This window comes from Mycobacterium sp. B14F4 (assembly GCF_039871645.1).
Lineage (GTDB): Bacteria > Actinomycetota > Actinomycetes > Mycobacteriales > Mycobacteriaceae > Mycobacterium.
This window is the reverse complement of the sequence record NZ_JBDPMF010000003.1, coordinates 357,760-380,792: the sequence shown is the minus strand read 5'-3', so window position 1 is coordinate 380,792 and position 23,033 is coordinate 357,760. Positions and strand designations below refer to the sequence as shown.

Sequence of the window (23,033 nt, the reverse complement as noted above, 5' to 3'; positions counted from 1 at the left end):
GACTACCCGTTGGCGGGCCGGGCCAACCGTGTCAGCCGCCGCCCGCCCGGCGGGCCCGGGCCCGCCGCTTGCCTTCGTGCATCGCGGCCACCCGCGCCACGGGAATGGTCCGCCCGTGCTCGATCAGGTCTCGCGGCAGCGACTGCGGCGCGGGCATCGCCTCGGCCCACGGGTCGTGGCCGCCCAGCGCGTCGAGTGCGGTGTGCACCGTGAAATCGGCCGGGGTGATCCGGTCCAGATCGGACCACGCCACCGGGAACGAGACGGGTGTGCCGGGCCGCAGCCGCGGACTGTAGGCGGCGACGACGGTCGCGCCACCCGCACGGGTCGAGTCGACGAACACCTTGCCGTCACGGTCGGAGACGATGAAAGCCGTTGTGGCGCGGGCGGGATCGAGCGCCTCGGCGCGCGCGGCCAGCGCCCTGGTCGCCGCGGCGACGTCGTCGACCGGGGCGCTGTCGTCGACGGGCACGCACACGTGCACGCCCTTGGCGCCGCTGGTCTTCACCGCCCCGGCCAGGCCGCAGTCCGAAAGCGCTTGGCGCACAAGCTGTGCCACGGCCACCACGGCACCGAAGTCGCTGCCCGGTGGCGGGTCCAGGTCGAGCACGAGGTGGGTGGGTCGGTAGATGTCGTCGGCCAGGCCCAGCGTCGGGTGGTATTCGACCGCGCGCTGGTTGGCCAGCCACAGCAGCGTGCGGCGGTCGTCGCACAGGGCATAGCGGACCTCGCGATGCGACGACTCCGCCCACATCGACACGGTCTTCACCCAATCGGGGGTGTACTTGGGCACGTTCTTCTGCATGAACGGCGCCCGGCCGCGCAGGACCCGCAGCACCGTCAACGGGCGGCCCGCCAGGTTGGGCAGGAGGCGATCGGCCACCGCGTCGAGGTAGTCGACCAGGTCGCGTTTGGTCGCGTCGGCATCCTCGCTCAGCGGCTGGTCGAGGTTGGTCAACTCGACCCCGGCGCGCTCCTCGGCGACGCTCATGTGCCCACTCTAGGCACCTTCACACGCTGAGCAGGCGGTAGCGCTGCAGGCGCCGCACACCCGTCGTCGGCGGGGGACCGTCGTGCGGGCGCAGCGCGGTTTCCATCCGGGCCTCGACGTCACTGACTTCGAAGTGCGTGCCGATCGCGACCAGGCAGTTGGGTCGCGACGTCGACGGTGCGGCCGCGATGTGCACGGACGTGCCGACCACGTTCACGACGTAATTGCGGATCCGTTCCCGGTAGCGCACCGCGACGGTGCCCTTCATCCGGTAGACCCCCGCGGGCGGCTGCTCGAGAAGGTCGATGAGGACGTCGGGGTCGACGCACCCGGCACTGGTCACGGTGACGGAGTCGGCGTGTACGTGGGGGTGCTCGTCGGTCTCGGCGTCGACCAGCAGTTCCCGCAGTGACAGCTGGCCGTCGGCGGCGGTGGCGTCGGACACGTCGTACAGCAGCGCCGGATCGACCCGCCCCGCGATCGCGCCGACCAGGTGCACGTCCGGATTGCGCCGGCGCACCCGCTTTTCGATGCGGCCGACGGCACCCTCCCGGCGGTCCGGCGGGATCTGATCGAGCTTGTTCACCACCACCAGCGACGCGGCGCCGTACCGGGCGGGCGGGGTGCCGCCGTCGTCGACGGTGTCGAAATGCGTTGCGGCGTCGATGACGTCGACGATGCCCCCGGGCCGCACCCGATCCACTCCGCTGAACCGGATGATGCGCGAGATCGCGATCGGGTCGGCCAGCCCGCTGGCCTCAACGATGATGGCGTCGAGCCCCAGCTTCGGGTCGGCGAGCTTGGCCAGCGCCTCGTCGAGGCCGCCGTCGTCGGGCAGGCAGCAGATGCAGCCGCCGGAGATCGAGGCCGGCTCGTCCACCTGTCCGGTTACCAGGCCGGCGTCGACGTTGAGCTCACCGAAGTCGTTGATGACCACGCCGATCCGGGCGCCTGGCGCCCGCAGCACGTGGTTGAGCAGCGTGGTCTTGCCCGCACCGAGGTAGCCGGTCAGCGCGATGACCGGGATCGTCGTGACTGCCACGCCCCACATGATGTCAGCCGTCCAGCAGACCGATGGGCCGAGTGTGGAGTCGAGGCACGCAGGACACCGGAAAACGGTCCTCAACTCCACGTTCGCGGTCCGCTGAGCTGGGCGTCCGCACACAGGGGGTTTGGTTCGCCCCGATTGTGGAATCTATGCGGGCGAGAGGAGGCCAGATGACCGACAACGACAAGGCCGATCAGGCGCGCGAAGGCTTGATCGACTCGGTGAAGGGCAAGGCAAAGGAAGTCTTCGGCGCCGTCACCGGCAACGATTCCCTGACCGCCGAGGGCCAGCTGCAACAGGTCGAGGCTCAGCGGCGCAAGGAGGCCAACACCGTCGAGGCCGCCGCCGACGCCGAGGCCGAACAGGCCCGGCAGCAAGCCGAGGAAGCCCGGCTGGAGGGCGCGCGGGAACGCACCGCGGTCAACGCCGAAGCCGCGGCGGAGAAAGGCGCGGTGGAGGACTACCGGGCCGCGCAGAAGCGAGCCGCCGAAGACGCCGCGCACCGCGACCTGGCTGCAGAGCGCGCGCAGGCCGACCGCGAGGCCGAACGCAAGGCGGCCGAGGTCAAGGCCGAACAGCGCGAGGAGATCCAGTCAGCCGACGAGGAACTGGCCGACGCACTGGCCGATCATCGGCAGGCGGCCCAGGAGTCGGCGACCGCCCACGCCGAAGCGGCACGGATCCGGCGTCAGGCCGAGAACATGAAGACCGACTGAGGAGCTGACCATGACCATCACCGAATTACCCTTGCGGCTCTTGCGTTTCCAATACCAGGTCGCCCGGCTGCCGCTGCAGTTGATCGAGGACCGGTTCGTCGCGCAGATGGACAGCGAGGCGCCCGCCCGGCTGTGGTACGAGCGCTCGCTGGGGATGCTCGACACCGCCGTGGGCACCGCGCTGGCCGACTCGGCGGTCCGCGAGCGCGGCGCCACGCTGCTCGAGCGCAGTGACGCTCTGCGGCGCGCTGCGCAGCTCGACGCGGCCGCCGAGGAGAACACCAGGGCGGCCGAGGCCGAACTCAAGGCGACCCAGGAGAAGGCGCTGCAGGAGAAGCAGCAGGCCTTCCAGGAGACCACCCGCGAGACCAAGGAGGCCCGCGCCGAGGCGCAGCAGCGCAAGCGCGAGGCCATCGAGGACACCGAGGAGCGGATCGCCGCCGACAAGAAGCAGGCCGACGAGGTCGCCGCCCAGCGCAAGGAGGCGGTCGAGCAGGCCAAGGTCCAGGAGCAGGCGCAGATCGACGCGGCCGAGCGCAGCGCCGCCAAGGCCGCGGGAGCCAAACTCGACGACGCGCAGGACAAGCGCATCGACGCTGCGAGCAAGCGGGCGCAGGCCGACCGCATCGAGGACCTCGCCGAGACCGAGAAGGAGAAGCGCCAGGCGGATCGCTAGATCCCCAGCAGCGACTCGATCCACTCTCGCGCGAAGTACAACAGGAAGCCCGCGGCGACCACCCACAGCAGTGGGCTGATCTCGCGGGCCTTTCCTGCTGCCGACCGCAGCACAGCCCAGGCGATGAACCCGACGCCGATGCCGTTGGCGATCGAGTAGGAGAACGGCATCACGGCCACCGTGAGCACCACCGGCAGGGCGACCGAGAACTCGGAGATGTCGACATGGCGCAGGTGCGACACCATCATCGCGCCGACGACCACCAGGGCCGCCGCGGCCACCTCCGTCGGCACGATCGACGTCAGCGGGGCGATGAACATCGCGGCGAGGAACAGCGCGCCCGTCACGAAGTTGGCCAGCCCGGTGCGCGCACCCTCCCCGATGCCCGCACCCGACTCGACGAACACCGTGTTCGACGACGCCGACGCCGCGCCACCGACGGCCGCTCCTGCGCCCTCCACGATCAGCGCGGCGCGCAGCCGGGGAAACGTGCCCTGGTCGTCGGCCAGTCCGGCCTCTCGAGAAAGGCCGGTGAAGGTGCCCATCGCGTCGAAGAAGTTCGCGAACACCAGCGTGAACACGAACATGGTGGCGGCGATGACGCCGATCCGGCCGAAGCTGTCGAAGCTGAAGTTGCCGACCAGTGACAAGTCGGGCACGGCGAACGGCGAACCGGACAGGTCGGGCACCGACAGGCTCCAGCCACCCGGGTTATCCGCCGTCGAACCCAGATGCCAGGTCTCCTCGATGGCGATCGCGACGACCGTGCCGGTCACGACGCCAATCAGGATGCCGCCCTTCACTTTTCGGGCCACCAGAATCCCGGTCAGCAGTAGTGTGAACACGAAGACGACGGTGGGCACCGTGGTGATCGAGCCCGCGCCGGCGCGGCCCAGCCCGACGGGGGGCGACGCCTCACCGGTGGAGCTGATGAAGCCGGCGTCGACCAGGCCGATGAACAGGATGAACAACCCGATGCCCGCGGTGATCGCCAGCTTGAGTTGCATGGGCACCGCGTCGAACACCAGCCGGCGCAACCCGGTGGCCGCCAGGATCACGATGATGAGCCCGTTGATCACCACCAGGCCCATGGCCTCCGCCCAGGTGAGCGACCCGACGAGCGTGGTCGCGACGAACGAGTTGATGCCCAGTCCCGCCGCGAACGCGAACGGCAAGCGCGCGATGGCGCCGAAGAGGATCGTCATGACACCGGCGGCCAGCGAGGTCACCGCCGACACCTGCTCGAAATCCAGGCTGGTCCCGGTGACGTCGTCGGCGCCCGACAGGATGATCGGGTTGAGCACGATGATGTAGGCCATCGCGATGAACGTGACCAGGCCCCCGCGCAGTTCGGCGGCGACCGTCGACCCCCGAGCCGAGATCTCGAAGTAGCGGTCGAGGCGATTCATTTCTCTAGACCCTATGGGGTCTCGTCGACGCGCGTCATCTCGTGCAGCGCGCGCAGGAACACGCGCCGCTCGGAGGCCGACAGCACCGACAGGTAGCGTTCCTCGCCGCGCTGGATCTCGTCCTGCACGGCGTCCTTGAGCGCACGGCCGGCGTCGGTGATCGCGAGCAGGCGGGCACGCCGGTCGGCGGGGTCGGGTCGACGCTCGATGTAGCCCCCGTCCTGCAACTCGTCGAGGGTCCCGATGATGCGCGTCTTGTCGGCGCCGATGGCCTCGGCCAGCGCGGCCTGGGTTCGCACCGGCGCCTCGTCGAGCGCGCACAACACGCTGTAACCCCACATCGACAGGCCGTGCGCAGCCAGCACGGGGCCCTCGGCGGCGATGAGTCGACGGATGAGCGGAGCCAGCATCGCCGCCAGGTCCGGGCGTCGGGGCTTCGGCGGCACGAGACGATATTAGGCATTGCGTAATTATCTATATCTGCTTATCGTAAGCATATGCATATTAATGATGATATTCGGCCCTTCCATCGAGCGGCCGTGACCGCCTCCGTCGACGTCGTCTCACAGGTGGCGATCGGCGACCTCGGCCGGCCGACACCGTGTGCCGGCTGGAATCTCGGCGACCTGCTGGCGCATATGACCGTGCAGCACAACGGGTTCGCCGCGGCCGCGCGCGGCAACGGCGCCGACCTGTCGCTGTGGGACCCGGCCACGGTGGCCGCCGCGGTGGCCGCCGATCCGGCCGGGGCGTACGCCGCGGCCGCCGCCGACGTGCTGGAGGCATTCGGGGCCGACGGGGTGCTCGACGTGTCCTTCGCGATGCCCGAATTTGGTCCCGGCGCAACGGTTCCCGGCGCGATGGCGATCGGGTTCCATTTCGTCGACTACGTCGTGCACGGCTGGGACGTCGCACGAAGTATCGGTGTGCCGTTCGCGTTGCCGCCCGAGGTTGAAGCTGCGGTGCTTCCCGTGGCGCTGGCCGTCCCGGACACCGAGGTGCGCGACACGCCGAATTCGCCGTTCGCCCACGCCCTGGCGCCGGTCGACGGGGCGAGTGACCTCGACCGAGTGCTCACCCATCTCGGCCGCTCACCGGACTGGCGGCCCGAGCGGGTCAGCGCGGATCGATGAGATCGCGCAGGCGGCGCGCCGGGTAGACCGATGCGCCAAGCGCGCTGACGCGTTCGGCGAGCGTGCGATCCGAGGTCGCGACGCAGAGGCCGGCGCGATCGTCGGCGTTGCACACCATCCGCACGATCTCGTCGTCGGCCGCGTTCGCCGCTGCCCCTGGGGCGTGCGCCACCGTGACCACCGATGACTCGATGGGCGGCGACGGCGCGCGTTCGAACACGACCGTGACGTCGTCCCCCGGCGGCTTCCACTGCTCGAGGTGCGATACCAGCGCGGCCATGGCCCGATCGCGGTTCCGCCACCAACCGTCCGGGCGGGACCCGATCACGTTCATGCCGTCGACGATCCAGTGCACAGTCCGCCGATCAGGACATCCACCAGGCCGTCGAAGCCCGCGTTGTCCGAGTCCCCCTGGCGCGCCAATTCGCGGTACAGGATCGTGCCGATGATCGCATCCGCGACCCCAGCGAGGTCGGCATCGCGCCGGATCTGACCGGCGTCGGCGCTGCTGCGGAGCCGCTGCAGCACCGCGTCGCGTTGAGGACCGGTCAGCTGGCGGTAGAGCGCCTCGCCGTCGCGCCGGTCCTCGGCGGCGGCGGCGGCCAGCGCCCGGATCATCGCGGAGCTCTCCGCGGAGGCGAGCGCGCTGATGTGCCCGGTCAGCCAGGACTTCAGATCGGCGGCAAGGTCGCCGGTGTCCGGAAGTTCCAGCCCACCGCCTGCCCGATAGGCGTCCATGATCGCCTCGGCCACCAGCGGCGCCTTCGATGACCACCGCCGGTACACGGTCTGCTTGCCGACGCCGGCGCGGTTGGCGACGCGGTCCATCGACACGTCGGCATAGCCGTCCTCGACGAGGATGGCGCGGGTGGCATTGAGAATCGCGTCGTGCGCCTCGGTACTGCGAGGACGTCCCCGGCGGGGTGTCGACGGGATGTCAGTGCGCGGCGGAGGCGGCGCGCTTGGGCGCCGTGTGCCGACGGCCCAGCAGGAAACCGAGCCAGCGAATATCGATGAGCACGTTGTGACCGGCCTTCCGTTATGCCGTCTTCTTGGTCAACAGCGGCAGCAGTCGCCGGCGTTGGTCGATGCTGTCGGCGAAATGATGCAGGGCGTCCGGCACCGACTCGCTGATCGGGAAGTCCGCGCCGGACGCGCGCAGCACCCGCAGGACGGGTTCGCTCGCGACGACCGACCACTCCACATCGGCGTGGAAGCAGCTCTCGTCGATGTCGTAGAGCAGCGAAACACATTGCGCCGATGGCGAAGTCACGCCGCTCAGATCGAGCACGAAGGGCTTCTCGGCGAGCACGAAGCGGCGTGCCACCGCGCTGACCCGCTCGATGTTCGCGTCGTCGATCATCCCGTCGACGGTCACTACCGCGGCGAGCTGCCGGCAGACCGCGTGAAGCTGGGCGCCTGCGCAGTCGAATGTCGGATTGCCGTACATCACTGCCTCCCCTCGAAGCACCTCGACCTGTCACCCAAGTTAAGGCGCCAATCTAAGGCAACCGGGAGCGGCGGCTAATACTTTGGTAAGGAAGCGGAAACGCCGGGCACAGCAAACCCTTCAGCCGCGCCGCATCCACTGCGGCCCGGAGTAGTTCTCCCAGGGTGAGTAGTCGGCAAGGAGCGCCTCCTGGGGCGGCCGCTCGGCCGGCGGCACATGCTGCAGGTTGATCCGGATTCGATACCAGATCGAACTGGGGCCGCGCATGCCGTCAACCAGAACATCTGCGGGCTCGAGTTTTTCGGCTACCGACGGGTAACGTCGCCGCCACTCGTCGAGCGCGGCCATCGCCTCGTCCTTGGTCTTGGTGCGCGCGATCTCGATCAGCGGCTTCACCGATTCTCTGCGGCCGGTGCCCTTCTTATCTGACTTCTGCTCCTCGCGTGCGCGGCGCCCGCGCGGCGCCTTCTCGGCGGGACCGAGCCGGTCGGCCAGGTCGAGCAATTCGTCCAGCGAACCCGCCGCGTCGTCCATGCCTTCCCACGGATCGCCGTGTTCGGCGAACCGGTTCGGCACGGTGGCCACGGTGAACTCCTCCGGCCGGCAGCCGGGAACCTCGGGCCACGACAGCGGGGTCGACACCCGGGCGTCCGGCGTCGCACGCACCGAGTAGGCCGAGGCGACGGTGCGGTCGAACGCGTTCTGGTTGAAGTCGACAAAGACGCCCTCGCGCTCTTCCTTCCACCACCGCGCGGTCGCGATGTCGGGCGCGCGCCGTTCGACCTCACGGGCCACCGCCTGGGCGGCCAGCCGGACGAATTTGAACGGCCACCGGCGCTCGATGCGGGCATAGACGTGAAAGCCCCGCGAACCGGACGTCTTCGGCCACGCGGTCAGCCCGTGGTCCTCGAGCACCTCACGGGCCACCATCGCGACGGTGAGGATCTGCGGCCATGCCACGCCAGGCATCGGGTCGAGGTCGACCCGCAGCTCGTCGGGATGCGCGAGGTCGTCGGCGCGGACCGGGTGCGGGTTGAGGTCGACGCAGCCGAGGTTCACCGCCCACACCAGGCCGGCGGCATCGTGCAGCACCGCCTCCTTGGCCGACGTGCCGGACGCGTATTTCAGCTCCGCGACGTCGACGAAGTCCGGCCGTTTCTCCGGCGCCCGTTTCTGGAAGACGGCCTCTTCGGAGATGCCCTTGACGAACCGCTTGAGGGTCATCGGCCGGTCCCGCACGCCGCGCAGCGCACCCTCGGCGACGCTGAGGTAGTAGTGCATCAGGTCCGCCTTCGTGAGCCCGATGTCACCGAACACCACCTTGTCCGGATTGGTGATGGGCACCTGCAGGCCGTCGACCTCCAGATACCGGGGTGCGGCCATGGTTGTCATGGTAGTTTCCCGGCCGCGGTGCGACGCCGGTCACATATTGTGGGTTCATGGTCAAGCTCACCGATCTCCCGTCGCAGGCCGTCGCCAAGGCCCAGCAGCTCGCCGAACGCGGATCGGCGGAGTTGCACTACGCCGCCAAGATGTTCGGCGCCGGCGCGTTCAAGCTCGAACCGCCGCAGAACATCGCCGCGATGCTCGCCGACATCCGGCGCTGGGGCGAGTTCGGCATGATCCCTGCGCTCAACGCGCGCCGGACCCCGCATCGCACGGCGGTCATCGACGACTTCGGTGAGATGACCTTCGAAGAACTCGACCACGCCGCGCACGCCGTCGCCAACGGCCTCCTGGAGAAGGGGGTCAAGGGTGGCGACGGCGTCGCGATCCTGGCGCGCAATCACCGCTGGTTCCTGGTCGCCGTCTACGGTGCGGCCCGGGCGGGCGCCCGCATCATCCTGCTCAACAGCGAGTTCTCCGGCCCGCAGATCAAGGAGGTGTCCGAACGCGAGGGCGCCCAGCTGATCATCTACGACGACGAGTACTGCGAGGCGGTGGCGAAGGCCGACCCGCCGCTGGGCAGGCTGCGGGCGCTCGGCGTCAACCCCGACAGAGATCAATCGTCGGCCTCCGCCTCCGGCGACGAGCCCGCGGGAAGCACCGACGAGACGCTCGAGCACTTCGTCAACCGCAGCTCCGGTTCGCCCGCGCCCAAGGCGACCAAGCACTCGTCGATCATCATCCTGACCAGTGGGACGACCGGAACTCCCAAGGGCGCCAACAGAAGTACTCCGCCGACATTGGCGCCGATCGGCGGCGTGATGTCGCATGTGCCGTTCAAGGGCGGCGAGGTCACGTCGCTGCCCGCGCCGATGTTCCACGCGCTGGGCTTCCTGCACGCCACCATCGCGATGATGCTGGGCACGACGCTCGTGCTGCGGCGCCGCTTCAAGCCGGCGACCGTGCTGGAGGACATCGAGAAGCACAAGGTGACCGCGGTCGTGGTGGTCCCGGTCATGTTGTCGCGCATGCTCGATGCGCTCGACGGCATGGAGCGCAAGCCGGATCTGTCGTCGCTGCGGATCGTGTTCGTGTCCGGGTCGCAGTTGGGTGCGGAGTTGGCGCAGCGGGCGCTCAAGACGCTGGGTCCGGTGGTCTACAACCTCTACGGGTCCACCGAGATCGCGTACGCGACCATCGCCAGGCCCGAGGACCTGGCGATCAACCCGGCCACGGTCGGCCCCGTGGTCAAGGGGGTGAAGGTCAAGATCCTCGACGACAACGGCAACGAACTGCCCCAGGGTGAGGTGGGACGGATCTTCGTCGGCAACTTCTTCCCGTTCGAGGGCTACACCGGCGGCGGACACAAGCAGATCATCGACGGGTTGATGTCGTCGGGCGACGTCGGTTACTTCGACGAGAACGGCCTGCTCTACGTCAGCGGCCGGGACGACGAGATGATCGTCTCGGGCGGCGAGAACGTCTTCCCCGCAGAGGTCGAAGACCTGATCAGCGGCCACCCCGAGGTGGTCGAGGCGACCGCGCTCGGCGTCGAGGACTCCGAGTGGGGTCACCGGCTGCGCGCGTTCGTGGTCAAGGTCGAGGGTGCCAGCCTCGACGAGGACTCCGTCAAGCACTACGTGCGGGAAAATCTGGCGCGTTACAAGGTGCCGCGCGAGGTGGTCTTCCTCGACGAGCTGCCGCGCAACCCGACGGGAAAGATCCTCAAGCGCGAGCTGCGGGACATGGAAGTCGATAACTAGCTTGCCGCCGCGAGATCTGCATGAGGGTCGTGAATCGAAAAATCCAACAACCCTCATGCAGAAATCGGCGAAGCATAACTAGCCGGCCATCATGGCGGCACCGGGTATCGACAGGCACACCAGCATGAGGATCAGCAGGAACCACCCGGCGCCCTGCCAAGCGACCCAGACTTCTTCGGCCTTCCACAGTCGGTAGGTCCGTACGAACGCGCCAACGCCGCCGACGAACAGGATCGCCGGCACGGTCGACGCCGCCACCACCGAGGTCTTCGAGATCATCGCGTAGACGGCGAACGCGAGGGCGGCCAGCGCCACGACGACTCCCGCGTAGATCGCCGCCGCGCGGAAGGTGCCGGGTCGGTCCCAGCGCTTCTCGACGTCATCGGTCATGATCGTCGGGTTGCCGTAAGCCGCCCGCTCAAACGGTCACCAGGGGCCGTTGACGTACCACGACAGGCAGCCGGGGATGCCGCGGCACGCGATCACCGCGGTCTGATCCGGCGCGCCGCCGCGCACCTTTCTCTGGCGGGGCCCGAAATTGCACGACGGCACCCACGGATTGCCGGGGATGATGCCGGGGTAGCACGGCGCGGCGTCCGAGCGAGGGGTCGACTGGTCGATCAGCATCGACGGGGCGACCAGAAGACTCAGCGCCGCGGCAGTGGCCACGACGATGCGAACTATGCGATGTACGAGGTTGCTCATCACTACCACCAAACGCTCGTCGGCAACCGCTTAATCCGATGGTACGCCTGGTGGCAAGGGGTTTACGGGTCGCGCGGGAGCCCCAGCAGCCGCTCGGCGATGATGTTGAGCTGGACCTCGGTGGTACCGCCGTAGATCGTGGTGGCGCGGCTGCCCAGCAGGTACTCCGACCACACGCCCGGCAACTGCTCGGAGTCGGCGATCGCGCCGTCGGTTCCGAACGATGACACCGCGAACTCCGCATAGCCCTGACCGGTCTTCATCGACAGCAGCTTGCTGATCGCCGCGGCGGGCATCGGGTCGCCACCGGCCAGCGTCAGCAGCGTCGAGCGCATGTTGAGCACCTTGGCGGCGTGCCCCTCCGCGATCAGCCGGCCCGCGTGGTTCTGCTCGATCTGGTCGAACTGACCGTCTTGGAGGAACTTGACGAAGCCGTTGAGGTTGGCCAGGAACGGCGGTTCGCTGCTGCCGATCGACACCCGCTCGTTGGTCAGCGTGTTGCGGCTGACCTCCCAGCCGCGGTTGACCTCGCCGAGCACCATGTCGTCGGGCACGAACACGTCGTCGATGAACACCGTGTTGAACATCGCGTTGCCGGTCAGCTCGCGCAGCGGCTTGACCTCGACTCCGTCGCTCTTCATGTCGAGCAGGAAGTACGTGATGCCATTGTGTTTCGGCGCGCTTGGGTCGGTTCTGGCGAGCAGCGCACCCCACTCGGAGTACTGCGCTCCGGTGGTCCAGATCTTCTGGCCGGTGATGCGCCAGCCGCCGTCGACCTTGGTGGCCTTGGTGGACAGGCTGGCCAGGTCCGAACCCGCTCCCGGCTCGGAAAACAGCTGGCACCAGATCATCTCGCCGCGGAACGTCGGCGGCAGGAAGCGCTGCTGTTGCTCCTCGGTGCCGAACGCCACGATCGACGGGATGATCCAGGCCGCGATTCCCATCTGCGGTCGCTTGACCCGCCCGGTCTCGAACTCCTGGGCGATGATGATCTGCTCGACCGGTCCGGCCGCCCGGCCCCACGGCTTGGGCAGGTGCGGCTGCACCCAGCCGCCCTCCGCGATCGCCGTGATGCGCTCTTCACGCGGAATGTCTTTCAGCGCTGCGACTTCCGCGCGGATCTCGTCGCGCAGCTTCTCGGTTTCGGGATCGAGGTCGATGTCGAGCTTGCGCATGCCCGTGCTGGTGGCGACGTCGACGACCTGCTGCGGGTAGTCCGCGTGCCTGCCGAAACCGGCCGCCAGCACCAATGCGCGACGGTAGTAGACGTTGGTGTCGTGCTCCCAGGTGAACCCGATACCACCGTGCACCTGGATGCAGTCCTGTGCACAGTGCTGCGCGGCCTCGGGGGCCAGAGTCGCGGCCACGGCGGCGGCGAACTCGAAAGCGCTTTCCTGCGCGCCACTTTCGCGATGCTCGTCGATCGCGCGAGCGGCGTCCCACACGGCGGCGGTCGCGCGTTCGGTGTCGGCGATCATCCCCGCACACTTGTGCTTGATGGCCTGGAACTGCCCGATCGGCCTGCCGAACTGCTCACGGATCTTGGCGTACGCCGACGCGGTGTCGGTCGCCCACCGGGCGACGCCGATGCACTCGGCGGACAGCAGTGTCGAGATCAGCGCGCGGGCCAGGGGGCGGCTCAGGTTGCCCAGCACGCGGTCGTCGGCGACCTCGATCGCATTGGCGCGCACATGGGCCACGGGCCGCAGCGGGTCGAGGCTCTTGACCGGTTCGATCTCGAGCGTCTCCGCGTCGAGCACGACCCACTCCTCGCCGCTGTCGATGGCGACCGGCAGCACCAGCAGCGACGCCTGCTCGGCGGCGGGGACGGCGCGCACCTCACCGCGGATCACCAGCCCGTCACCGTGCCGGGTGGCGGTCAGGCCCGAGTCGATCGCGTACGCCGCGATGGTCTCGCCGGACGCGAGGTCGTTCAGCACCTTGGCGTCGGGGTCGTGCGCGGCGATCAGCGCGCTCGCGATCGCCGAGGGGACGAAGGGACCCGGGACCGCTCCGTAGCCGAATTCGGCGACGACGATTGCCAGCTCGAGAATGCCGAAGCCTTGTCCGCCAACCGATTCAGCCAGGTGTACGCCCTGCAGTCCCTGCTCGGCAGCGGCCCTCCAGAACGGTGGCGGATTGGAGATCGGCGTCTCCAGCGCCTCGTGCAGCATGTCCGACGGGGCGACCCGCGCGACGAAGGAGCGCACGGAATCGGCGAGGTCGTTGTGCTCAGGGTTGATCGCGATGGGCATACCTGCACCTCACTGTGACGGAGTGTCCCTATTAACCGGTCGGTTGGGAACCACGATACCGTTCACGACGTTGGCCAACGCACCGCCGTCCCGCAGGCGGCGGCAGTTGTCCACCGCGTGCTGCAGATACCGCCGCATGGTGTCGGCGGTGTACCAGGTGACGTGCGGGGTGAGCACGACGTTGTCGAGTCGCAGCAGCGGATTGTCGGCGGCCACCGGTTCGGTCGCGAAGACGTCGAGGCCCGCGGCGGCCAACCGGCCGCCGCGCAGGGCGTCGACCAGTGCCGCCTCGTCGACGATCGGACCCCGGCTGGTGTTGACCAGCACCGCATCGGGTTTCATCCGCGCCAGCGCGGTGCGGTCGATCAGCCCTGCGGTGTGTTCGGTCAGCGGCAGATGCAGCGAGACGATGTCGCTATCGGCCAGCAGGGCCTGCAGTGAGCGCCAGCCCGGGTGCCCGTCGTCGCGGGTACTGGTGTGCACGACTCGGGCGCCCATCGCCGCGACGAACCCCTCGACGGTATTGGCGATGTTGCCGTAACCGACCAGCCCCACCGTGCAGCCGCCGATGTCGCGCACCGTCTCGCCGAGGCTCGGGTCCGACGGCCAGCCCCTGCCTTCGCGGGTGGCGCGGTCGAGCTCGGGCAGCCTGCGCAGCGCGGCAAGCATCAGCAGCACGGCGCCCTCGGCGACCGACGGCGCGTTGGCGCCGGGCATGTTGGCGACAGCGATACCGAGTTCGGTCGCGGCACCCACGTCGACGGTGTTGACCCCCGCGCCCATTTTGTGCACCAAGCGGCAGCGCGGCGCATCGGCGAGGTCGTCCGCCGACAGTGGCCGCAGCACGTGCCAGACCACCTCGGCCTCGGCAAGCTCCCGGTAGAACGTGGCGTCGTCGTCCTCGGCGCAGTACCGGATGTCGAGCCAGTCGGCTTCGGGTGCGAGGAGCGCCGTCACCTTGTCACCGGGAACGAAATGCGCCAGGACCCTTATCGCCACCGTTTCGCGATCCACCTGGCGATGATGTCAGCCTGCTCGGTGCGGGCGCCGGGGGTGGTGAAGTAGTGGTCGGTGTCGATCGAGGTCTGCGACTTGTCGCTGCCGGCCAGCGCGTCGAAGATGCGCTTGGCGTCCGACGGGTACACGCCGGTGTCCTGGTCGGCGTTGATGACCAGGGCGGGGCAGGTGATCCGCGCCAGGTGGGGCTCGGCGCGGGTCTGCGCGTGCCGCAGGCTCCACATGCCGAGCCAGTTGCGCACCGTGGTGGCCGCCGCGATGCCGCGCGCGGACCGGTTGGCCTGCACAGGAACTCCGGCGTAGCACGTGTTCGCGGGCCGTTTCGTCGGCTCCAGCGTGGGGTCGACCATGCGCGGGTCGGCCCACGTGCGCAGCACGGTGAACGGGCGGTCGGAGAACCCGGCCGCGCGCACCCGCTTGAGCTCGGCCTCCGCCCAGTCGGTGATCGCGTGGTTGCGCGCGAGCTGTGCCGAGCGATAACGCTCGACGAACTCCGGCGGATACGGTGGGCGATTGCGCTCGTCGAACAGATCGAGGTCGGGATCGGTTGCCACCGGGTCGTTTTCGTCGACGACGGCGCCGTCCATCCACGCGGTGAGAACGTCGGGCCTTCCGGGGTGGGCGGCGGTGGCGACGTAGCCGTCGGCGGGCGGCAGGTCGCCGAGCCCGGCCGCCGGGCGCATCCCGGGCAGCGGGGTGACGTTCGGGTCGACGGCCTGCGCCTGGTACGCCGACATCAGCGATCCGCCGCCCGAATTCCCGAGCAGTACAACGTGGTCGACACCCTGAACGTCGCGGAGCCAGCGCACTCCCACCCCGATGTCGACCAGCGCGTGGTCGAGCAGGAAGCTGCTCTCGAACCCGCGGTAGCGGGTGTTCCAGCCCAGGAATCCGATGCCGCGGGTGGCCAGGTAGTCGGCGAGATAGTGCTCGGAGAAGTCGATCTGGTAGTGCGTCGCGATCATCGCGACCTTCGGTTTGCGGCCGACGCCGCGGTGGTAGAGACCCTGGCACGGATGCCCGCCCGCACCCGCCCGCCGGGCGGTGGGAGAGTCGAGGCCGACGAACTCCCGGGTGACGCCAGGAGCGCCGGTACTCGCCGAGGTTCTGGTCATGCCGCCGCCCGGAGGTAGATGGTCCGATAGAAGATGGTGGCCAAGGTCGCCACACAGGCGTCGTCGTCGACGGAAGCGGCCTTGTCGCCGGACAGTTGGTGATAGCAGAACTGGTTGAGCATCGAGACCAGCGCCACCGCGATCAGGTGGGGGTCGTCGCCGTCGCAGAAGCCTTGCCGCTGAGCGTGTTCGACCATCCGGGTGATCAGGGAGATCGGCAAGGCGCAGATCTCGTTCCAGTAATCGGCGAAATCCTCGTTGACCATCGCCAGCTGCGACACGCTGATGATCTCGGCGAGCCGGTTGCGGTAGGTGTGCCAGTGGGCCGCCGCCGCCTGGTAGGACCGCTCCCAGTCGGACAGGCCCGGCTGGGCGGCGGCGCGGGCGCGTTCGCGGGCCTCGTCGCGGAACCGCACGGCCCACTCCCGGACCATCGCCTCCTTGGAGTCGTAGTAGTTGTAGAACGAGGCCGTGGACCGGCCCGCCTCGGCGGCGATGTCCGCGATCGTCGTCGCCAGAATGCCTTTGCGCGCAACCACCGCTCGGGCGGCGGCATCGATGGCGGCCTGGGTCTGCCTGCCGCGAACGGTCGGCAGCGGAACACGCGGACTGACGGTCACGGCCTCTCCTCGACCATTGATCGCAACTGAACCTGATGTTAGATTCAGTTTGCGGTCTTGGCCAGACTTCCGCCCGAGGAGGCGCCGAATGATCAGACCCGACAACCCGAATCGCGAGTTCGAGCTCGGCGGCATCAACCATGTCGCTTTGGTGTGCTCGGACATGGCCAGGACGGTCGACTTCTACAGCAACATCCTCGGCATGCCGCTGATCAAGTCGCTCGACCTGCCCGGCGGTATGGGGCAGCACTTCTTCTTCGATGCGGGCAACGGCGATTGCGTCGCGTTCTTCTGGTTCGCCGATGCGCCCGACCGCGTCCCCGGCATCTCCTCGCCCGAGGCCATTCCCGGCATCGGCGACATCGTCAGCGCCGTCAGCACCATGAACCACCTGGCATTCCATGTGCCCGCGGAGAAGTTCGACGAGTACCGGCAGCGCCTCAAGGACAAGGGCGTGCGTGTCGGTCCGGTGCTGAACCACGACGAGAGCCCCGCGCAGGTGTCGCCGACGGTGCACCCCGGTGTGTACGTGCGATCGTTCTACTTCCTCGACCCCGACGGCATCACCCTCGAGTTCGCTTGCTGGACCAAGGAATTCACCGAGGCCGATACCGAGACGGCACCGAAGACCGCGGCCGACCGCCGTCCGCGGGTGACGGCCTGACGTTCGCGGGTTCAGGCCCCGCCGGTCGGCGGGGCGGCCAGCACGTCGAGCGTCGCCGCCAGCAGGTCGGCGAGTCCTTCCTCGTCGAGGTCGAGGTCGCCGGACAGCCATGCGCTGATCGTCTGGCCGACCCCGCCGACCGCGAAGTGTGCGGAGGCCTTCGTGACGGCGGTGTCCTCGGCGCCGAGGCTGCCCGCATGCGCGAGCAACAGTGCGGCGAACAGCGCCGTGGACTCGGCGCGCTTGCGGACGATCACCGTGTTCGACAACTCGACGCTGAACAGCAGGCGACCCACCCGGGCGTCGGAGGCGACGGTGCGCACGATGTTGGCCATCGCGGCGTTGGCCTGTTCGCCGGGAGTCGCCGCCGCGACGGCGGCCTGCGTGGTGGCGGCGATGTGGGCGATCACCCAGTCGTAGACCCGGCCGACGAAGTCGTCCTTGTCGGTGAAGCTCTCGTAGAAGTACCGGACGCCGAGGCCGGCCCGGGCACAGATGGCCCGCACCGTCAGTTCAGCCGGGTCCCGGTTGCCGCCGCCGAGCAGGTCGAGGCCCGCGTCGAGCAGGCGGCGCGTGCGCTGCGCCAAGCGTTCGGCGGCGTCGACGCCGCGGTAGGGGCGCACCTGGGGCATCACGCCATCTTGACACCTGTCCAGCGGGCCGGGCAATATCAGGAAACACGCGTTTCCTGATTTCTGACAGGGGTGGCCAATGGCGGTCTCCGAGCCGATCGATCACGTCGCACGCCCGATCAACGACCCCGCCCTGCCCGGCGGGCGACGACCACCGCGATCGATGGCGTCGTCCGATGACGCGACGCTGGGCATCGGGCTGCTCTCCGGCGCGGCCAACGTGATCATGGAATTGGCCCGGCCGGGTGTCGGCTACGGCGTCAAGGACAGCCGCGTCGAGAGTGGCCGCGCCGACCGGCATCCGATCAAGCGGGCGAGGACCACGTTCACCTATCTCGCCGTCGCGCTGGCCGGCACCGACGAGCAGAAGGCGACGTATCGCCGAGCGGTGAACAGGTCGCACGCCGAGGTGTACTCGAGGCCCGAGGATCCGGTGTCCTACAACGCCTTCGACAAGGAGCTGCAGCTGTGGGTGGCAGCCTGCCTGTACAAGGGTTTCATCGACGTCTACCGGATCTTCGTCGGCGAGATGGACGATGCGACCGCCGACCGCCACTACCGGGAGGGCATGGCGCTGGGCACCACCCTGCAGGTGCCCGCCGAGATGTGGCCCGCCGACCGTAAGGCGTTCGACGAGTATTGGCAGCAGTCGCTGGACCTCGTCCACATCGATGACGCGGTCCGCGAGTACCTCTGGCCGATCGCGGCGGGTCGCATCGGCAACCTCAAGGCGCCCGCATGGCTGCAGAAGCGGACGGACGCCGTCAACCTGTTCATCACGACGGGCTTTCTGCCGCCCCGGTTCCGGGAGGAGATGGGCCTGCCGTGGAGCGCTGCCAAGCAGCGCCGGTTCAACCAGGCGATGGCCGCACTCGGCCGGATCAACAGCCTGATGCCGCGCTTCGTGCGGCAGTTCCCGTTCAACTACCTGCTCAAGGATCTGGACTGGCGCGTCCGCACCGGGCGTCCCCTGGTGTGACCGTTCAGGTTCGCGGCGTATAACGACGCCATGCGCTCCGAGGACGACACCTGGGACATCACCACCAGCGTCGGCTCGACGGCCCTGTTCGTCGCCGCCACCCGCGCGCTGGAGGCACAGAAACCCGACCCCCTCGCGCTGGACCCGTTCGCGGAGATCCTCTGCCGCGCGGTCGGCGGCGAGTGGGCCGGACTGCTCGACGGCAACGCCCCCGACCACACCCTCAACACCGAGTTCGGCCGAGACTTCGTCAACTTCCAGGCCGTGCGGACCAAGTACTTCGACGACTACTTCCGCGACGCGGCGGCCGACGGTGTGCGTCAGGTCGTGCTGCTGGCCGCCGGCCTCGACTCGCGCGGCTACCGCCTGGACTGGCCTGACGGGACCGTGCTGTTCGAACTCGACCAGCCGCAGGTGCTCGAGTTCAAGCGGCTGACCCTGGCCGACCGCACTCCGACCGCCGAGCGGCGCGAGGTCGCAATCGACCTGCGCGACGACTGGCCGCACGCGCTTCGTGCGCACGGATTCGACCCGTCGAAGCCGTCGGCGTGGATCGCCGAGGGCCTCCTCATCTATCTGCCCGCGACCGCGCAGCAGCAGTTGTTCACCGGCATCGACTCGCTGGCCGCGCCGGGCAGCCATGCCGCCGTCGAAGATGCGGCGCCGATGGATGCGGAAATGTTTGCGGCCAAGCGCGAGCAGGAGCGCGCCGCCGGCGAGGAGGACACCTTCTTCACGCTGGTCTACAACGAGCAACACGAACCGGCGGCGCGGTGGTTCGGCCGGCGGGGCTGGCGTGCCGAGGCGACACCGTTGCCCGACCGGCTGCGAGCGAGCGGTCGTCCGGTCCCCGCGAACGACTCCGAGGCAGGGGCGATGACCAGCACAATCAGCTTGGTGAGCGCCGTGAAGAAGTGACCGGCCTCACCTGGTGGGCAGGTATCGTGCGTCTCGACAGTTAGCTTATGCAATGCTAACTTGCAGGCGAAAGTTAGCCTGCCATAACCAGGGGGAGACGACGGCGCGTGCCGCTACCTACCGATTTTGCTGCGACACCGCGCGTCGACCAGGACGTGGCGAGCCGCTTTGCGACGTGTTGCCGGGCCCTGGGTCTGTCGGTACACGACCGGCGTCGACCACCTGACCCCATCGCGGCGCGATCCGGCTTCGCCGAACTCACCCGGATCGCGAGCGAGCAGTGCGACGCCTGGACGGGCCTGGCCGCCGCGGGCGATACCAGCGCGCGGGTGATCGAAGGCGTCTGGCGCACCGTGCCGACGGCAGGCGTGCTGCAGCGCCATGTCCAACTCGCCGAGGGCGACCTGTCCTTCACCTACGACACCGGGCTGTACCTGGAGTTCAGCGCGTCGAGGCCGGATGACTTCGCCCTGGCATACGCGGTGACGCTGTGCGACGCCGGTGACTACGCGGGCGCCGACAGACTGATCGATCCCCTGATCACGCGGCGGCCGCACTGGCTGGCAGCCCGCTGGGTCCGCGTCGCGATGTACTACCGCACCGAGCGCTGGTCGGACGTCGTGCGCCTGCTCACCCCGATCGTCAACGACGCCAAGCTGGACGAGGCGTACACCCACGCGGTGCGCGTCGCGCTCGGCACCGCGCTCGCCCGGCTCGGCATGTTCGCGCCCGCGCTGTCCTACCTCGAGGAGCCGGCCGGCCCCGTCGACATCGCGACTGTGGACGGCACGCTGGTCAAGGCGCTGTCGCTGCGCGCGCAGGGCGAGGACCTCGACGCCGCCGACGTGCTCGCCGAGCTCTACGCCGCCAACCCGGATAACGAACAGGTCGAGATCGCGCTGTCGGACACCTCGTACGGCATCGTGCCGACGACGGCGGCGCGCATCGAGGCGCGCACGGACCCGTGGGATCCCGAAACCGAGCCTACCGAAGCCGATTTCGTCGATCCCGGAGCCAAGGAGCGCAAGGCGCACCTGCTGATCGAGGCCGAGGCCGAACTCGCGGAGTTCATCGGCCTCGAGGAGGTCAAGTACCAGGTCGCGCGGCTGAAGAGTTCGGTCGCGATGGCGATCCGCAGGCAGGAGCGCGGGCTGACCGTCGCCCAGCGCACCAACCACCTCGTGTTCGCCGGCCCCCCGGGCACCGGTAAGACGACCATTGCGCGGGTCGTCGCCAAGATCTATTGCGGCTTGGGCATTCTCAAGAAGGAGACCGTCCGCGAGGTGCACCGCGCCGACCTGATCGGCCAGCACATCGGCGAGACCGAGGCCAAGACCAACGCGATCATCGACAGCGCGCTGGACGGCGTGCTCTTCCTCGACGAGGCCTACGCCCTGGTGTCGACGGGCGCCAAGAACGACTTCGGCCTCGTCGCCATCGACACGCTGCTGGCACGCATGGAAAACGACCGCGAGCGGCTGGTCGTCATCATCGCGGGCTACCGCAAGGACCTCGACGCGTTCCTCGACACCAACGAAGGTCTGCGGTCTCGCTTCACCCGCAGCATCGACTTCCCGTCCTACACCGCCCACGAACTGGTCGAGATCGCCGTGCGGATGGCGGAGAAGCGCGACAGCGTCTTCGAACCGGCCGCGCTCGCGCACATGGAGTCGCTGTTCGGCCAGTTGGCAACCGCCACAACGCCGGACGGCAATGGCGTGGAGCGGCGCAATCTCGACATCGCCGGCAACGGCCGCTTCGTGCGCAACCTGGTCGAACGGTCCGAGGAGGAACGCGAGTACCGCCTCGACCATTCCCCGCAACTGGGCGAAGCCCACGACTTCACCGATGACGAGCTGATGACGATCACCGACGAGGACACCATGAAGTCCGCCTTCCCGCTGTTGCGCGGCCTCGGCCTGACGGTGCCCAAATGACCGACGAGCAGGACCGCCGCACGTTCACCTCCAGGACACCGGCCAACGAGAACCCCGACCGGGTCGTGTACCGGCGCGGGTTCGTCACCCGGCACCAGGTGTCCGGTTGGCGATTCGTCATGCGCCGCATCGCGTCCGGCGTCGCGCTGCACGACACCCGCATGCTCGTCGATCCGCTGCGCACGCAGTCGCGCGCGGTGCTCGTCGGTGCGCTCGTGCTCATCACCGGCCTGGCGGGCTGCTTCGTCTTCTCGCTGATCCGGCCCGGCGGGGTGGCGGGCGACGACGCGATCCTCGCCGACCGCACCACCTCCGCGCTGTACGTGCGTCTCGGCGACCAGTTGCACCCGGTGCTCAACCTGACCTCGGCGCGCCTGATCGCCGGCCGCCCGGACAACCCGACGACGGTCAAGACCAGTGAGATCGACCAGTTCCCGCGCGGCAACCTGATCGGTATCCCGGGTGCGCCGGAACGCATGGTGCAGAACATGACTCGTGACGCCGACTGGACCGTGTGCGACGGGGTGTCCGGGCCGTCGGCCGGGGTCACGATGATCGCCGGCCCGCTGAACGGGGGCGGGGAACGCGCCGGTGCGCTGCCCGCAGGCGAGGGCATCCTGGCCGCCAACGCCGGCGGGCCGAACGCCGGCACGTGGCTGCTGTGGGACGGCCGCCGCAGCCCCATCGATCTCGACGACCGCGCGGTCACCAGTGCACTGGGCCTGCATGGTGACCGCCCAGAGGCGCGCCCGATCGCCCCCGGCCTGTTCAACGCCGTGCCGGAGGCGCCAGCGCTGCGCGCACCCGCGATCCCGGGAGCCGGTGAGCCACCGCGCTTCGCGTTGCCGGTCCCCGCGCCGGTCGGCGCCGTGGTGGCATCCTTCGACACCGACAACACGCTTCGTCACTACGCCGTCCTTCTCGATGGGTTGCAGCCGATCTCGCCCGTGCTTGCGGCGATCCTGCGCAACACCGACTCGTACGGGCTCGATCAGCCGCCCCGCCTGGGCGCCGACGACGTCGCACGCCTGCCCGTCGCGACGGTCATCGACACCGACGCCTACCCGAGCGAGCAGATCACCCTGGTCGAGGCCGCCGACGCGCCGCTGACCTGCGCCCGGTGGAGGCGGCCCGCCGACGCGACCGCAAGCACCCTCGAGCTGCTCTCCGGCGTCACGCTGCCGGTGTCCGACGGGCTGCGCACGGTCACCCTCGTCGGCGCGGGCTCGGGGTCCACCGCGAACCGGGTCGCGATCACACCCGGACGGGGCTATCTGGTCACCAGCGTCGGCCAGGACGGCCCGGTTTTTCTAGGCGCCTCACCGCTAGCGACCAGTGGTGCTGCCTTCTGGCTCAGCGACACCGGGGTCCGCTACGGCCTGGACGCCGACGGAGCTAAGGAGTCCATCACCGCGCTCGGGCTCACCCCGCCGATCCTGCCGATACCCTGGTCGATGCTGAGCCAGTTCGCGCCCGGTCCGACGCTGTCGCGTGCCGACGCGTTGCTGGCCCACGATGCGCTCGCAGCCGACCCCCGACCCGCCGTCGTGAGGGAGATTCCGTGAGCGAAGCTTGCGAGCGAACCATCGGGCCAGCACGCGCCGGCCGAGCCTGCGAGG

General features: G+C 69.0%; 24 protein-coding genes. 9 read left to right on the top strand and 15 right to left on the bottom strand.

Annotated elements, in window-relative coordinates; genetic code table 11:
* Positions 1-31: 31 nt before the first annotated feature.
* Positions 32-991, bottom strand: a complete 960-nt coding sequence (gene ligD, locus ABGB19_RS11680) for a non-homologous end-joining DNA ligase (RefSeq protein ID WP_347686101.1) — start codon at positions 989-991, stop codon at positions 32-34.
* 19 nt (positions 992-1,010) lie between these two features.
* Complete coding sequence (locus tag ABGB19_RS11675; RefSeq protein WP_347686100.1) at positions 1,011-2,042, bottom strand: GTP-binding protein; 1,032 nt, start codon at positions 2,040-2,042, stop codon at positions 1,011-1,013.
* A gap of 167 nt (positions 2,043-2,209) precedes the next feature.
* On the opposite strand from ABGB19_RS11675, the gene ABGB19_RS11670 reads away from it, so the two are divergent.
* Both ABGB19_RS11670 and ABGB19_RS11665 read left to right on the top strand, forming a co-directional pair.
* The gene (locus tag ABGB19_RS11670) at positions 2,210-2,755 is read left to right on the top strand and encodes a CsbD family protein (protein ID WP_347686099.1); all 546 of its coding nucleotides are present in this window, start codon (positions 2,210-2,212) and stop codon (positions 2,753-2,755) included.
* A gap of 10 nt (positions 2,756-2,765) precedes the next feature.
* Complete coding sequence (locus ABGB19_RS11665) at positions 2,766-3,431, top strand: IF2 family translation initiation factor (protein WP_347686098.1); 666 nt, start codon at positions 2,766-2,768, stop codon at positions 3,429-3,431.
* On the opposite strand, the gene ABGB19_RS11660 is transcribed toward ABGB19_RS11665, so the two are convergent.
* Both ABGB19_RS11660 and ABGB19_RS11655 read right to left on the bottom strand, forming a co-directional pair.
* Entirely contained in the window at positions 3,428-4,840 is a 1,413-nt protein-coding gene (locus ABGB19_RS11660; RefSeq protein ID WP_347686097.1) for an NCS2 family permease, read from the bottom strand. The two genes, ABGB19_RS11665 and ABGB19_RS11660, sit on opposite strands and share 4 nt — an antisense overlap.
* Before the next feature lie 11 nt (positions 4,841-4,851).
* Positions 4,852-5,286: a MarR family transcriptional regulator gene (locus ABGB19_RS11655; RefSeq protein ID WP_347686096.1), complete on the bottom strand. Its 435-nt coding sequence runs from the start codon at positions 5,284-5,286 to the stop codon at positions 4,852-4,854.
* Between the two features lie 51 nt (positions 5,287-5,337).
* Between ABGB19_RS11655 and ABGB19_RS11650 the strand changes: the two genes are divergently transcribed.
* Entirely contained in the window at positions 5,338-5,973 is a 636-nt protein-coding gene (locus tag ABGB19_RS11650; RefSeq protein WP_347686095.1) for a TIGR03086 family metal-binding protein, read from the top strand.
* Here the strand turns inward: ABGB19_RS11650 and ABGB19_RS11645 are convergent.
* The 4 genes from ABGB19_RS11645 to ABGB19_RS11630 form a co-directional block, all read right to left on the bottom strand.
* Positions 5,957-6,328: an NYN domain-containing protein gene (locus ABGB19_RS11645; RefSeq protein WP_347686094.1), complete on the bottom strand. Its 372-nt coding sequence runs from the start codon at positions 6,326-6,328 to the stop codon at positions 5,957-5,959. The two genes, ABGB19_RS11650 and ABGB19_RS11645, sit on opposite strands and share 17 nt — an antisense overlap.
* Complete coding sequence (locus ABGB19_RS11640) at positions 6,304-6,855, bottom strand: TetR/AcrR family transcriptional regulator (RefSeq protein ID WP_347686242.1); 552 nt, start codon at positions 6,853-6,855, stop codon at positions 6,304-6,306. The genes ABGB19_RS11645 and ABGB19_RS11640 overlap by 25 nt, the downstream gene beginning before the upstream one ends.
* Before the next feature lie 157 nt (positions 6,856-7,012).
* Positions 7,013-7,423 carry an STAS domain-containing protein gene (locus ABGB19_RS11635; protein ID WP_347686093.1) on the bottom strand — a complete coding sequence of 137 codons (411 nt, stop codon included), beginning with the start codon at positions 7,421-7,423 and terminating at the stop codon, positions 7,013-7,015.
* Positions 7,424-7,543: 120 nt separating this feature from the next.
* A complete protein-coding gene (locus tag ABGB19_RS11630) occupies positions 7,544-8,815 on the bottom strand; it encodes a DNA polymerase domain-containing protein (protein WP_347686092.1) in 1,272 nt (423 codons plus the stop codon).
* 47 nt (positions 8,816-8,862) lie between these two features.
* Here ABGB19_RS11630 and fadD2 point away from each other — a divergent pair, with 47 nt between their 5' ends.
* Positions 8,863-10,572, top strand: coding sequence for a long-chain-fatty-acid--CoA ligase FadD2 (gene fadD2, locus ABGB19_RS11625; protein WP_347686091.1), 1,710 nt, complete (start codon positions 8,863-8,865; stop codon positions 10,570-10,572).
* 78 nt (positions 10,573-10,650) lie between these two features.
* Here fadD2 and ABGB19_RS11620 read toward each other — a convergent pair whose 3' ends face one another.
* The 6 genes from ABGB19_RS11620 to ABGB19_RS11595 form a co-directional block, all read right to left on the bottom strand.
* On the bottom strand, positions 10,651-10,962 hold the full coding sequence (locus ABGB19_RS11620) for a hypothetical protein (protein ID WP_347686090.1): 312 nt from the start codon (positions 10,960-10,962) through the stop codon (positions 10,651-10,653).
* A gap of 36 nt (positions 10,963-10,998) precedes the next feature.
* Entirely contained in the window at positions 10,999-11,277 is a 279-nt protein-coding gene (locus tag ABGB19_RS11615; RefSeq protein WP_347686089.1) for a hypothetical protein, read from the bottom strand.
* Positions 11,278-11,339: 62 nt separating this feature from the next.
* The gene (locus ABGB19_RS11610) at positions 11,340-13,532 is read right to left on the bottom strand and encodes an acyl-CoA dehydrogenase (RefSeq protein WP_347686088.1); all 2,193 of its coding nucleotides are present in this window, start codon (positions 13,530-13,532) and stop codon (positions 11,340-11,342) included.
* 9 nt (positions 13,533-13,541) lie between these two features.
* Positions 13,542-14,525 (bottom strand): 2-hydroxyacid dehydrogenase, encoded by a 984-nt coding sequence (locus ABGB19_RS11605; RefSeq protein WP_347686241.1) that lies wholly within the window; start codon positions 14,523-14,525, stop codon positions 13,542-13,544.
* Positions 14,522-15,664: an alpha/beta hydrolase gene (locus tag ABGB19_RS11600; RefSeq protein WP_347686087.1), complete on the bottom strand. Its 1,143-nt coding sequence runs from the start codon at positions 15,662-15,664 to the stop codon at positions 14,522-14,524. The genes ABGB19_RS11605 and ABGB19_RS11600 overlap by 4 nt, the downstream gene beginning before the upstream one ends.
* Complete coding sequence (locus ABGB19_RS11595) at positions 15,661-16,284, bottom strand: TetR/AcrR family transcriptional regulator (protein ID WP_347686086.1); 624 nt, start codon at positions 16,282-16,284, stop codon at positions 15,661-15,663. Before ABGB19_RS11595 ends, ABGB19_RS11600 begins: the two co-directional genes overlap by 4 nt.
* A gap of 88 nt (positions 16,285-16,372) precedes the next feature.
* Here ABGB19_RS11595 and ABGB19_RS11590 point away from each other — a divergent pair, with 88 nt between their 5' ends.
* Entirely contained in the window at positions 16,373-16,948 is a 576-nt protein-coding gene (locus tag ABGB19_RS11590) for a VOC family protein (protein ID WP_347686085.1), read from the top strand.
* Positions 16,949-16,959: 11 nt separating this feature from the next.
* On the opposite strand, the gene ABGB19_RS11585 is transcribed toward ABGB19_RS11590, so the two are convergent.
* On the bottom strand, positions 16,960-17,580 hold the full coding sequence (locus tag ABGB19_RS11585) for a TetR/AcrR family transcriptional regulator (protein ID WP_347686084.1): 621 nt from the start codon (positions 17,578-17,580) through the stop codon (positions 16,960-16,962).
* Between the two features lie 79 nt (positions 17,581-17,659).
* Here ABGB19_RS11585 and ABGB19_RS11580 point away from each other — a divergent pair, with 79 nt between their 5' ends.
* From ABGB19_RS11580 to eccB, 4 genes are all read left to right on the top strand, one after another.
* Positions 17,660-18,559, top strand: coding sequence for an oxygenase MpaB family protein (locus ABGB19_RS11580; protein ID WP_347686083.1), 900 nt, complete (start codon positions 17,660-17,662; stop codon positions 18,557-18,559).
* A gap of 30 nt (positions 18,560-18,589) precedes the next feature.
* On the top strand, positions 18,590-19,477 hold the full coding sequence (locus ABGB19_RS11575; RefSeq protein WP_347686082.1) for a class I SAM-dependent methyltransferase: 888 nt from the start codon (positions 18,590-18,592) through the stop codon (positions 19,475-19,477).
* 107 nt (positions 19,478-19,584) lie between these two features.
* On the top strand, positions 19,585-21,414 hold the full coding sequence (gene eccA, locus ABGB19_RS11570) for a type VII secretion AAA-ATPase EccA (protein ID WP_347686081.1): 1,830 nt from the start codon (positions 19,585-19,587) through the stop codon (positions 21,412-21,414).
* Entirely contained in the window at positions 21,411-22,979 is a 1,569-nt protein-coding gene (gene eccB, locus ABGB19_RS11565; RefSeq protein WP_347686080.1) for a type VII secretion protein EccB, read from the top strand. Before eccA ends, eccB begins: the two co-directional genes overlap by 4 nt.
* The last annotated feature ends 54 nt before the right edge of the window (positions 22,980-23,033 follow it).